This is a genomic window from Flavobacterium ponti (assembly GCF_042652765.1).
GTDB lineage: Bacteria > Bacteroidota > Bacteroidia > Flavobacteriales > Flavobacteriaceae > Flavobacterium > Flavobacterium ponti.
Genome location: NZ_JBHSGW010000021.1, coordinates 75,847 through 87,758 on the forward strand (window position 1 = coordinate 75,847; position 11,912 = coordinate 87,758).

Below are 11,912 nucleotides of genomic sequence, written 5' to 3' on the forward strand. Positions count from 1 at the left end.
ACCGTAATGGAACAAATGTATAATTTTACTATTGATACAACAATAATTAATGAATATAGCACCAATAATTATACCTCTTACAACATAGGCATAATCAGAGATTCGTTAAGTAATGATTATTTTGAAAATTTATTTGTAGAAATTGATAGTTCAAATATAACAACTGCGAGAATATTAAGGTATAATATAAATCCTATAAGTAGATTAATAAGTTCTGTTATCACTACTCCAATTATCTTTAACAGTACTAATATAAACGGAAAAGAAGAACCAGGAGGAATAGAATGTCAGACTGTTAGCGTATATTTACAAACTCAATGTGGATGTCCTGGTCATCATTGGCCTGGAGAAACGGGTTGCGATTGTCCAAATGATCCTTCAACCACAGTTTTACTTAATTCATATACTTCTTGTTCATCTGGTGGTGGAGGCGATGTTTTTGATACTGGTTCATTACCAAATGATCCTGGTACAAGTATTTTATTTACTACAACTGGTGGTGGAAGCGGTGGTGGTTCAACTGCTGTCCCAGTTATTATAAACTATGAAAAATTAAGAAAGAAAAATTTCTTTATAGGAACTTTTTTAACTAACACGGAAAAATCATGGTTCAATAATCAAAGTGAAGAAATACAAGGTGCAATTATGAGCTATATGGAAAGCACCTTAATAGATGAAAATGGTTTTGAACTTATTAATGTTTCTGAATATTCTACAGAAACCAAAGATTTTGTGAAAGAGTTAATTAATCATTGTTTGACATACAATTTGACAAATCAACAATCTAAAAATTATATTAATTCAAATATTATTGTTAGCAAAATTATAGACACAAATTTAGATGCTTGTGGTAAATCTGTCTTAACTAAATTAAAAAATTTAAATCAAAATGATATTTCTTTAATTTTAAGAAGATTTGGAAATGTTAATTCAACATTTAATCTTACTTTTACAACTGATTACCCTGCGGACCCTAATGATTTAGCTTCAACGAATTGGGTTTTAGACTCTAATTCAAATACTATTCCATATAACTATATTATTAAAATTAGAACTGAAGAGACACAGATTAGTACAGAATTAGCAATAGCTGGTTCATTATTACATGAAATTATACATGCTTATTTCTTAAGTTTAATTGACGATTGTGTTCAGGCAAGTAATTGTACTACATTGCAAACATTTCCAGAATTATGGAATTTTTATGTTGCAAACCAAACTGGTTCTCCAACTAATGGTATTAGTCAACATAATCAAATTGCAATGTCATATGTGAATATTATGGGTGCTGCTTTACAAGAATATGTAACTGGTGTTTCTGTACAACCAGGTATGCAAACTCAAGTATATACTGATGTTGCATGGTATGGATTACAAGGGACAACCCCATATAATGCACTACCACAAATTGATAAAGATCGTATAAATTTTAGATTTGAAAATGTTGAATTATTAAATCAACAATCAACTAACCCTAGTGGAATAGTTGTTAGCCCAGTTGGGACAAGAAATACACCATGCTAAATATAATAAATATGAAAGAATGTATCTTAATTTTATTTTGTTCATTAATTATTTCTTGTAAAACAAATACTCCTTTATTTAACTATATTAAAATAAGTGGAAATGAAAATTCTTCGATTTTAATTATTGAGGATAAAATACCTCCAAAAATATTAGAACAAAATCTTAAATATAAATTGAATTTAGATTCAATTAACAATATAGAGAATGAACTAAAAAAACATTATCAGGAAATAGTGTTAGAGTGTAAACAAGATTCAATTAATGAAAAATGGGAAAAAGAAAATTTCATTGATTTAAAAAAAATAATAATTATAAAATCTGATAATATTTTCAATGAAAAAAACATGCTTATCAAAAATGGTAATAGATTATTTTATTCTTTTTCTAAGCTGTACTATTCAAAAAATAAAAATCTAGTTTCATTTTATGTATCTAGATCTGATGGTTGGAATAGTATTTTTTTTGGAGTTATAACAATGAAGAAAATAAAAAATTCATGGAAATTGGTTGATAAAATTGAAAGTACTGAATTAAACTAAATATATAATATTTAGTTTTTAATTTTAATCCAAAAAGAAAATTAGCATCAATTAAAAAGGCTTTTGTACAAAAACAAAAGCCTTTTTTTATTTTAATATTTCAAGTTAAATTTCTTGCAATAATTATATTCTCAATAAAATAAAAATTAAAGTTTTGACGTTAATTATCAATATTTAAATTATAATTAAAAAACTATGGCATCTAAAGTATGTAATCAAAAAATATACTTAAAAACAGTCAAACTATATGGGACATATTAATTAAACTTACAGTATGAGTTAAGAATATAATTATTCTAATGCTTATTGCAATTTATTGTATGATGATAGCACTTGTATGGGAAATTGCCACTTAGAAGGACCAGTAAATTATATAGACATATGGAAATTAGATTAATAAAGATTGTGTTAATAACCTTTATATTAACTTCATGTTCAACAAATAACTTAGACAAGTTTGATTATAATAATGGTGACAATCCATGGATAAATGCATATAAGGATAATGCTTTTTACAATTGCTTTATGGAAGGTCATCAAAACGATACTATTCTTAGAAATTTAATTAGAAAAAGAGACTTACAAAATCCCTACGAAGCAATAGATGTAGAAGATTTAATACATGCTGCTGAATTAGGTAGAAATATTGCTAAAAATATTCCTATTGCCAAATTGGGTTGTGAAGAGTGCAAAAACAATGAAAAATATATTACATCAAACTGTTTGCATTATTACAAAAGTTTTGAATTAGACTCTATTGCAAAAAAAGCATTTAAAGATTTTAAAAAAAGAGAAAAAGAAAAATATAAAATTTATAGAAAAAAGAATCTTAACTGATTTAAATTGTTTGTACAATATTTACAATAAAAAAAATGAAAAAGCCTATATTTTTATTAATTTTATTTAGTTTTTATTCATGTAATTCAAACAAAGCAATTATTAATTATATGATTCAAAATGAACAAGTAGAAGATATAATAATTATAAAAGAAAAGCTATCTCCAAAAAACACTATCAATATACTGAGAGGTATTGGAATTGCCAACAAAACAGATAGTGTAACTAAATTTAATGGTTCAAAGACATATTCCCTTAGTGATTTTAATAATTTATATACAAAATATAAAAATGACACTATTAAGGAAGATTGGAAATTGAAAGATTTTAAAAAATTAAATGTGTTATTGATAGATGATTTTTTTAATTATTTAAAAGAGAGTAATAATAAAAAAATAAATGATGAAGCAGTTTATTATAGTTTATCAAAACCATTATTTTTAGATAATAAAGAAAAAGTTTTTTTCTACATAAATAAATCAATTGGTATGTATAATGAATTTTCGAAAGTTGTTGTTATGAAAAAAATCAATGGAAAATGGAAAATTATTGAAGAGATTGATAATTATGAAATTTTTTAAACTTCAACTCAACATTAATATAAAAAATCCCGATTCTAATTAAATCGGGATTTTTTATATTTATAATTTTCTTCTCTTCTTCTCTTCCTTAATCAAGTTTAATTCTCTACTGGTTTGTCCAGCCACAGAAGTGTTTTCTTCTGCCCTTCTTATTAAGTAAGGCATCACATCTCTTACTGGTCCAAAAGGCAAATATTTAGCCACATTATAGCCATGAGCTGCTAAATTGTAACTGATATTATCACTCATACCATACAATTGACCAAACCAAATTCGAGAGTCATTTGCTGCTATGCTTTTTTCTTTCATTTGTTGCATCAACTTATAAGAACTCTCTTCATTATGTGTTCCTGCAAAAATGGCCATTATGTCAATATGATTTAACATATAAGTCACAGCATCATCGTAATTGTCATCCGTAGCTTGCTTTGAAACACAAATTGGAGATGTATATCCTTTTTCCTCTGCTCTAGTGTTTTCTTTTTCCATATAAGCTCCACGAACCAATTTCATTCCAATGTAAAATCCTTCAGCTTTTGCTTCTTCATGCAACTTTTTCAAATAATCCAGTCTGTCCCAACGATACATTTGCAACGTATTGAAAACAATAGCTTTTTCTTTGTTGTATTTTTTCATCATTTGAGCTACAACAGCATCTGCAGCATCTTGCATCCAACTTTCTTCACCATCAATCAAAACCGCAACATCTTTATCGTGAGCAGCTTTACAAAGTTTGTCAAAACGCTCTACTACTCTATTCCATTCTTCTTGTTCAGAAGCTGTAAGTTCTTTATTTTCTCCAATTTTCTGATACAAAGCAAAACGTCCTAAACCTGTTGGTTTAAAAACTGCAAAAGGTATAGCATCACGTTCTTTAGCAAACTCAATGGTTTTCATTGTCATGGCAAAAGCAGCTTCAAATTGGTCTTCAGCTTCTTTTCCTTCCACAGAATAATCTAAAACCGATGAAACTCCTTTAGTATACATTTTATCCACAACACTCAAACAATCATTCTCATTGACACCACCACAAAAATGATCAAAAACAGTAGAACGAATTAAACCTTCAACAGGTAAATGTGCTTTTAATGCAAAGTTAGTAACTGCTGTTCCAATTCGAACAAGTGGCTGACTTTCAATCATTTTAAACAAAAAGTAAGCTCTCTCTAACTCAGAATCACTTTTTAAGGCAAAAGCGGTTTGTGTATTTGTAAATATTTTTTCCATTGTATATCATTCAAAAAATGTATGCAAATATACGGTAGTGTTATATATTATTAAATAAAAAATACCTTATTTTGCATTAAATTGAAACACTCCATAATGCAAACCATAAAAGCCAATACATATTCTGTTTTTTTTAATGAAGAAGGCTATTCGTATCTTTCTGAATTACTTTTACCTACGAAATATTCTAAAATTTTCGTTTTAGTGGATGAAAATACAAGTCAATATTGCTTGCCAACATTCTTAGCCAATTTAGCTACAGAAATTGAAATTGAAATCGTTGAAATTGAAAATGGTGAAGAATTCAAAAATATTGAAACTTGTATGCAATTGTGGCAAGCTTTAACAGAATTAGGTGGAGATAGAAAAAGCATTTTAATCAATCTTGGTGGTGGAGTTGTTACTGATTTAGGTGGATTTGTAGCTTGTACTTTTAAAAGAGGAATCGATTTTATAAATGTCCCTACTACTTTATTATCAATGGTTGATGCTTCAATAGGTGGTAAAAATGGTGTTGATTTAGGTCAATTGAAAAATCAAATTGGTATTATCAGAGAGCCAAAAGCAGTAATTGTAATTCCTTCTTTCTTGGAAACTTTGTCTCAATTAGAAATGCGTTCAGGATTAGCTGAAATGTTAAAACATGGATTAATTTATGATAAAAACTATTGGAATAAATTCAAAAAATTATCTGAATTAGATGGTGATGATTTGTCTGCTTTAATTTATGAATCTATTGAAATTAAAAACAAAATTGTTTCAGAAGATTTATCTGAAAACGGTATCAGAAAAGCGTTGAATTTTGGACACACACTCGGACATGCCATTGAAAGTTATTTTCTTGAAAATGAAAGTAAAACAAAGCTATTACATGGTGAAGCTGTTGCTATTGGAATGATTTTGGAAAGTCATATTTCAATGGAAAAAAACTTACTTTCAAGAGAAGAATACCATGAAATAAAGTACATTTTAAAAGATATGTATGATACAATTTTGTTTGATAAAAATGATATTGAAAAAATCATCGAATTATTAATTTATGACAAAAAAAATGAATTTGGAAAAATTCAATTTGCTTTATTAGATGGAATTGGCAGCATAAAAATTAATCAAGAAGCTAACAATGAATTGATTTACAAAGCTTTTGATGATTATAAATCTTCATAAAAAATTAATACAATCCTTATCAATAAAGTAAATTAATTTTTACCTTTGTTGCAATGAAAGATAACGCATACTCATTTAATACAAAGAATTCCGAAAGAAATGAAAGTAGAACAATTGATATTCAATTGAACACTGCTTTGTTTTATGAACTAAACGTTGAATTATTTTTACTTTCAAAAACCTTTAAAGAAAAATTAGTCGTTATATTTGCTAATATTAGGGTTTGAATAATCTAAATTACTGATTTTCAAATTTTTAATTAATACTAAATAGAACAAAAACTAATGAATACAAAATACTACGACTTAATTAATCAAACATTTTATTTCCCTCAGGAAGAATTCAAGTTGAACAAAGACAATCTTGAATTTCACAATATTGATTTAATGAAGTTGGTTGAACAATATGGAACACCTTTAAAGTTTACTTATTTACCTCAAATTTCTAATAATATCAACAAAGCAAAAGGTTGGTTTAGAAAAGCAATGGAAAAACATAAGTATGAAGGAAACTATCATTATTGCTATTGCACAAAAAGCTCTCATTTTCAGTTTATTATGAATGAAGCTTTTAAAAATAACATTCATATTGAAACCTCTTCTGCAATTGACATCAATATTGTAGAGAATCTTTTGGCTGAAGGAAAAATCACTAAAAAAACCTATGTAATTTGCAATGGTTTTAAACGTGATGCTTATGTAGATAATATTGCTCGTTTAATCAATAACGGACAAAAAAATACGATTCCTGTAATTGATAATTATGAAGAATTAGATCTTTTACAAGAACAAATTGAAGGAAAATTCAAAATAGGAATTAGAATTGCTGCTGAAGAAGAACCAAAGTTTGAGTTTTATACTTCACGTTTAGGAATTGGATATAGAAATATTGTTCCCTTTTACAGAAAACAAATTCAGGAAAATAAACAAGTAGAACTGAAAATGCTTCACTTCTTTATCAATACTGGAATTCGTGATACAGCTTATTATTGGAACGAATTATTAAAATGTCTAAAAGTATACATTGCTCTTAAAAAAGAATGTCCTACTTTAGATAGCTTGAACATTGGTGGTGGATTTCCTATCAAAAATTCATTAGCCTTTGAATATGATTACCAATACATGATTGACGAAATCATCAACCAAATCAAAATTGCTTGTGATGATGCAGAAGTAGATGTTCCAAATATTTTTACTGAGTTTGGTTCGTTCACAGTTGGTGAAAGTGGTGGTGCTATCTATCAAGTTTTATATCAAAAACAACAAAACGATAGAGAAAAATGGAACATGATTGATAGTTCTTTTATCACTACTCTACCTGACACTTGGGCAATCAACAAGCGTTTTGTAATGTTGGCCATAAACCGCTGGAATGACACTTATGAAAGAGTTCTTTTAGGTGGTTTAACTTGTGATAGTGATGATTATTACAATTCAGAACAAAACATGAATGCTGTTTACTTGCCAAAATACAACAAAGAAAAACCTTTATATATTGGATTCTTCAATACTGGAGCTTATCAAGAAACTATTGGAGGATTTGGAGGTTTACACCACTGTTTAATTCCACAACCAAAACACATCTTAATTGATAAAGATGAAAACGGAATCATAGCAACAGAAGTATTTTCAGAACAACAAAAAGCTGAAGATATCATGAAAATTTTAGGATACGAGAATAAAGAGTAATGTGGAAAAAGAATATAGATAATTGATAATAGAATAAAAATATTGAATAAAAACAATTGGCTTATGACTTGTGGCTTTTGCCTAATGCCTTTTGGCTTTTGCCTAAAATCTAATGCCTAAAAAAACATACAAACATGAAAGGACCAATTAGTCAATTTATAGAAAAAAATTATTTACACTTCAATGCTGCTGCTCTGGTTGATGCTGCAAAAGGTTATGAAGAACATTTATTAGACAATGGAAAAATGATGGTAACTTTAGCTGGTGCAATGAGTACAGCTGAAATGGGAAAATCATTAGCCGAAATGATTCGTCAAGATAAAATTCATATTATTTCTTGTACTGGTGCTAACTTGGAAGAAGATATTATGAACTTAGTGGCTCATAATTCATACAAAAGAATTCCAAACTATAGAGATTTAACACCTCAAGAAGAATGGGATTTATTAGAAAATCACTATAATCGTGTAACAGATACTTGTATTCCTGAAGAAGAAGCTTTTAGAAGACTACAACAACACTTAATTGATATTTGGAAAAAAGCAGAAAGCGAAGGAAAAAGATATTTTCCACATGAATTTATGTACCAAATGATTAATTCAGGAGTTTTAGAACAATATTATGAAATAGATCCTAAAGATTCTTGGATGGTTGCTGCAGCCGAAAAAAACTTACCAATTGTGGTTCCAGGATGGGAAGATAGTACAATGGGAAATATTTTTGCATCTTATTGTATCAAAGGAGAATTACAAGTTTCTACAACAAAAAGTGGAATTGAATACATGATGTGGTTAGCAGATTGGTATCCAAAAAATTCAGGTGGAAAAGGATTAGGTTTCTTCCAAATTGGTGGTGGAATTGCAGGAGATTTCCCAATTTGTGTTGTACCAATGCTTTATCAAGATATGGAAATGACAGACATTCCTTTTTGGAGCTATTTCTGCCAAATTTCCGATTCAACAACAAGTTATGGTTCTTATTCTGGAGCAGTACCAAATGAGAAGATTACTTGGGGAAAATTGGATATAAATACTCCTAAGTTTATCGTTGAATCAGATGCAACCATAGTAGCACCGCTGATTTTTGCTTATATATTAGGAAATTAATTATTTTCATTTTTTTGAAAAAAAATCTTTGATAATATAAATTAGGATATTACATTTGAAAAATATTTAAGATTAAATACAACCCAATGAAACGAGTAATTGTTGATTACGCTAAATTAACAAATGAAATCCTTACACTACTAGTAGAGCGATTTCCAGATGGATACGATGATTCAGATATCATTAGATTCAAAAATGCTAAAAATGAAACAGTTGAAGCTGTTGAAGTAAAAACAGAAGATACTATTTTTTTAGTAAAAGTAAGTACTAAACTAGCAGATAGAATCGAAAATTTTGAAGATGACGATGATATAGATGATACTGCAGAAGATAACTTAGAGTCATTAAATGATCTTGAAATAGCAGATGAAACTCCTGAAGAGGAAGATTAGATACAAAAAAGCACTCAATTGAGTGCTTTTTTATTACAAATATCTTTCTTTTATAATTTTTATATGATGCAATTCATGCCCAAGAATTATAAATCCAATAGCTCTAACTGAAATATTCTTTCCTGAAGCATTGCCCATTAAAATTAATTGTTGATCATTAAAACTATCAAATAAAGAACAAGTAGCACTTCTAACAGTTTTATACTCGTTTAATAAACTTTCTAACGAACGATTTGTTGCATTTGCTTCAACAGCATAATTATCTTCTTCAAAACCTGGCAAAGGAGTTGCATCGTTTCTTGAAATACGCAATGCTCTATATTGAAATATGCGTTCACAATCGATAATATGTAATAAAATATCTTTTATAGACCATTTTTCAGGCTGATAACGATAATCTAATTTATCTTTTGGTATAGCATTAAAAAAAGCAACACTATTTTCCATATTAGAAAGAAAGTTATCTTGAAAATTCATCTTTTTAGACAAACTAATATATGTTTCAAAGAAAGGAGCAAATTCGTTTTTATTTAATTCCATACATATTTGGTATAAAAAAAGCCTCAATAAGAGGCTTCATAATTGGTTTACATATCTTTAAAAATAGTATGCATTAATCGTTTTTTGTCATTTATGCTCTCTTCAAGAGAAATCATTGTTTCTGTTCTATAAACACCTTCAATGTCATCAATCATAAAGATTACTTCTTTAGCATGTTTAGTGTCTTTTGCTCTAATTTTACAGAAAATATTAAATTTACCAGTAGTAATATGAGCAACAGTTACAAAAGGAATTTCACTAATTCTTTCTAAAACAAATTTAGTTTGAGAAGTGTTGTGAAGAAATACACCTACATAAGCAATAAAAGAATAACCTAATTTTTCATAATCTAACGTTAAAGAAGAACCTTGAATAATTCCTGCATCTTCCATCTTTTTAACTCTTACGTGTACTGTTCCAGCTGAAATAAGCAATTTCTTAGCTATATCAGTAAAAGGAACTCTAGTATTATCAATCAACATATCCAATATTTGGTGATCAACTTCGTCTAATCTAAACTTACTCATATTGTTTTTTATAAATTTTGTACAAAAAAATTAAATTTTAATCATTAAAAGAACGAATCTATTATTGTTTTAGTATTCCATCGATAAACTCTTTGTTTTTTCCGATTAAAAAATCAGACTTAACATCATTTACTGGAACTGAGCAATAATTGGAACTAAACAACTCTTCCTTTAAATCATATTCAATATGTCCAAAGTACTTCTGACCGTCATTTTCTATCGTAACCAGATAAGGTTCAAAAAGAATTTTTCCGTCTTTTACTACTTCTTTATATTGAGAAGCAAAATTAATTATTTTTTCGTTACCATTTTCAATTATTTTGACATTTTTATAAAGAATATCAAAAAAACTAACTTTATTATCAGGAATTTTAAAATATTCTGAATTATTATCATCAACTAAAACGTTTTCGTGAATTTTATCGAAAGCTACTAAAAGACTTATAAAAATATATTTTCTTGTAATATCTCTCATATAATCATTTGGGTGATGACCAGCTTCAAAAAGAATGGTAACAGCATTTTTAGATGCAAAATAATCTCCAAAACAATTATCACAATAAGCATCATTATACCTTCCTACATGTCCAGGAATATAAGTTTGCAAGACATTATTTATCTTACCTATTATATACATAGCCTTAGATCGATACTCATTTATATCTCTTTCTACATTGTAAGCTGGAGCTAAAAATGAAATTATAGCTGATTTATCTGTATCACCAACACCATAAATAGTTCTTTGATCATGCATATTCAAGCAATAATGTGGCTGAAAATTTTCGAAAATTTGCTTCAATATTTTACTTTCTGGCTGTGTACTTTCTTGTACATCTCTATTTAAATCAACCTTATTTATGTTCTCTCGAGTATGAACTTCCGCTCCATCTGGGTTAGCTAATGGAACAATATATAAGGTATATTTTGATTGAATAAAATTTGAATATTCCTTATGATTTGATACCAATTCAAAGAAATCAATAATGGCTTTTGTGCAAGTTGCTTCATCACCATGCATTTGCGACCACATATAAATTTTAGTTTTTCCATGACCAAATTGCACAGAATAAATTGGTTTTTCTAAGACTGATTTTCCTTCAATTTTGACCTTAAAATCATCGTTCAATTTGTTTAAAATTGGCTCTATAGATTCGTTGGTAATATGTCTACCTTTTATTTCTTTATTGGTATAAGTAGAAAAAATTTCTTCGTGTTGCATAGTTTACATTTATGAATTACAAATGTAAACAACTTATTTTTTACAATTGTAAACAGTTAAATTTACATATTAATTTACTTATGTAAACGTTATTTAAAGCTGTTTCAAATGTTAATGTTTACAATAAGAAACAAAATCTAAAATAAAACTCATTTAATTAATAACCAGCATTTTATAATGGTTCAACTAAAGTGTTTGTTAGTTCTAAAATTGCAGTTTACAAAAGTAAATTTGCTATCTCAAAACTATTTATTTACATTTGTAACAAGTAATTCAATATACACTATTTACAATGGTAAACATCGAAGATTTCATCAAAAGATTAGAAACAATTCTAGAATATTATAGTTTAACCGCTTCCTCTTTTGCTGATAAAATTAGTGTACAACGCTCTAGCATGTCGCATTTATTATCAGGAAGAAATAAGCCCAGTTTAGATTTTATTATGAAGCTTGTAGAAGAATTTCCTGAGGTAAGTTTAGAATGGATTTTAAATGGAAAAGGAAGTTTTCCTAAAGATGATTTTACTCCTACTCCAACAATTATTCAAGCCGAAAAAAAA

The 11,912-nt window shown here is 27.8% G+C and carries 13 protein-coding genes; 9 read left to right on the forward strand and 4 right to left on the reverse strand.

Annotated features, from left to right (window positions below):
* The first annotated feature begins 6 nt into the window (after positions 1–6).
* The 4 genes from ACFO3U_RS08100 (at position 7) to ACFO3U_RS08115 (ending at position 3,484) form a co-directional block, all read left to right on the forward strand.
* Positions 7–1,524, forward strand: coding sequence for a hypothetical protein (locus tag ACFO3U_RS08100; RefSeq protein WP_379740367.1), 1,518 nt, complete (start codon positions 7–9; stop codon positions 1,522–1,524).
* An 11-nt stretch (positions 1,525–1,535) separates the two neighbouring features.
* Positions 1,536–2,066, forward strand: a complete 531-nt coding sequence (locus tag ACFO3U_RS08105; protein WP_379740370.1) for a hypothetical protein — start codon at positions 1,536–1,538, stop codon at positions 2,064–2,066.
* Positions 2,067–2,447: 381 nt separating this feature from the next.
* Positions 2,448–2,903 (forward strand): hypothetical protein, encoded by a 456-nt coding sequence (locus ACFO3U_RS08110; protein ID WP_379740373.1) that lies wholly within the window; start codon positions 2,448–2,450, stop codon positions 2,901–2,903.
* 35 nt (positions 2,904–2,938) lie between these two features.
* Positions 2,939–3,484 carry a hypothetical protein gene (locus tag ACFO3U_RS08115; RefSeq protein ID WP_379740376.1) on the forward strand — a complete coding sequence of 182 codons (546 nt, stop codon included), beginning with the start codon at positions 2,939–2,941 and terminating at the stop codon, positions 3,482–3,484.
* A gap of 60 nt (positions 3,485–3,544) precedes the next feature.
* Here ACFO3U_RS08115 and ACFO3U_RS08120 read toward each other — a convergent pair whose 3' ends face one another.
* On the reverse strand, positions 3,545–4,711 hold the full coding sequence (locus tag ACFO3U_RS08120) for a proline dehydrogenase family protein (RefSeq protein WP_379740379.1): 1,167 nt from the start codon (positions 4,709–4,711) through the stop codon (positions 3,545–3,547).
* A 96-nt stretch (positions 4,712–4,807) separates the two neighbouring features.
* Between ACFO3U_RS08120 and aroB the strand changes: the two genes are divergently transcribed.
* From aroB to ACFO3U_RS08140, 4 genes are all read left to right on the forward strand, one after another.
* On the forward strand, positions 4,808–5,878 hold the full coding sequence (aroB, locus tag ACFO3U_RS08125) for a 3-dehydroquinate synthase (RefSeq protein ID WP_379740381.1): 1,071 nt from the start codon (positions 4,808–4,810) through the stop codon (positions 5,876–5,878).
* A gap of 284 nt (positions 5,879–6,162) precedes the next feature.
* Positions 6,163–7,566 carry an arginine decarboxylase gene (locus ACFO3U_RS08130; RefSeq protein WP_379740384.1) on the forward strand — a complete coding sequence of 468 codons (1,404 nt, stop codon included), beginning with the start codon at positions 6,163–6,165 and terminating at the stop codon, positions 7,564–7,566.
* A gap of 134 nt (positions 7,567–7,700) precedes the next feature.
* A complete protein-coding gene (locus ACFO3U_RS08135) occupies positions 7,701–8,672 on the forward strand; it encodes a deoxyhypusine synthase family protein (RefSeq protein WP_379740387.1) in 972 nt (323 codons plus the stop codon).
* Between the two features lie 86 nt (positions 8,673–8,758).
* Complete coding sequence (locus tag ACFO3U_RS08140; RefSeq protein WP_379740390.1) at positions 8,759–9,064, forward strand: hypothetical protein; 306 nt, start codon at positions 8,759–8,761, stop codon at positions 9,062–9,064.
* Positions 9,065–9,097: 33 nt separating this feature from the next.
* Here the strand turns inward: ACFO3U_RS08140 and ACFO3U_RS08145 are convergent, their stop codons facing one another.
* The 3 genes from ACFO3U_RS08145 to ACFO3U_RS08155 form a co-directional block, all read right to left on the reverse strand.
* Positions 9,098–9,604, reverse strand: a complete 507-nt coding sequence (locus ACFO3U_RS08145; protein ID WP_379740393.1) for a DinB family protein — start codon at positions 9,602–9,604, stop codon at positions 9,098–9,100.
* 47 nt (positions 9,605–9,651) lie between these two features.
* Entirely contained in the window at positions 9,652–10,131 is a 480-nt protein-coding gene (locus ACFO3U_RS08150) for an Lrp/AsnC family transcriptional regulator (protein WP_338378218.1), read from the reverse strand.
* 61 nt (positions 10,132–10,192) lie between these two features.
* Positions 10,193–11,350 (reverse strand): M14 family zinc carboxypeptidase, encoded by a 1,158-nt coding sequence (locus tag ACFO3U_RS08155; protein ID WP_379740396.1) that lies wholly within the window; start codon positions 11,348–11,350, stop codon positions 10,193–10,195.
* A 292-nt stretch (positions 11,351–11,642) separates the two neighbouring features.
* Here ACFO3U_RS08155 and ACFO3U_RS08160 point away from each other — a divergent pair.
* Positions 11,643–11,912 (forward strand): helix-turn-helix domain-containing protein (locus tag ACFO3U_RS08160; RefSeq protein WP_379740399.1); only part of this gene is annotated, 270 nt, incomplete at its 3' end.

Coding starts and splice junctions, on each gene's coding strand:
- ACFO3U_RS08120 (WP_379740379.1), bottom strand. CDS start 4,711: ATGGAAAAAATATTTACAAATACACAAACCGCTTTTGCCTTAAAAAGT.
- ACFO3U_RS08150 (WP_338378218.1), bottom strand. CDS start 10,131: ATGAGTAAGTTTAGATTAGACGAAGTTGATCACCAAATATTGGATATG.
- ACFO3U_RS08105 (WP_379740370.1), top strand. CDS start 1,536: ATGAAAGAATGTATCTTAATTTTATTTTGTTCATTAATTATTTCTTGT.
- ACFO3U_RS08130 (WP_379740384.1), top strand. CDS start 6,163: ATGAATACAAAATACTACGACTTAATTAATCAAACATTTTATTTCCCT.
- ACFO3U_RS08110 (WP_379740373.1), top strand. CDS start 2,448: ATGGAAATTAGATTAATAAAGATTGTGTTAATAACCTTTATATTAACT.
- ACFO3U_RS08115 (WP_379740376.1), top strand. CDS start 2,939: ATGAAAAAGCCTATATTTTTATTAATTTTATTTAGTTTTTATTCATGT.
- ACFO3U_RS08100 (WP_379740367.1), top strand. CDS start 7: ATGGAACAAATGTATAATTTTACTATTGATACAACAATAATTAATGAA.
- aroB (WP_379740381.1), top strand. CDS start 4,808: ATGCAAACCATAAAAGCCAATACATATTCTGTTTTTTTTAATGAAGAA.
- ACFO3U_RS08145 (WP_379740393.1), bottom strand. CDS start 9,604: ATGGAATTAAATAAAAACGAATTTGCTCCTTTCTTTGAAACATATATT.
- ACFO3U_RS08155 (WP_379740396.1), bottom strand. CDS start 11,350: ATGCAACACGAAGAAATTTTTTCTACTTATACCAATAAAGAAATAAAA.
- ACFO3U_RS08140 (WP_379740390.1), top strand. CDS start 8,759: ATGAAACGAGTAATTGTTGATTACGCTAAATTAACAAATGAAATCCTT.
- ACFO3U_RS08135 (WP_379740387.1), top strand. CDS start 7,701: ATGAAAGGACCAATTAGTCAATTTATAGAAAAAAATTATTTACACTTC.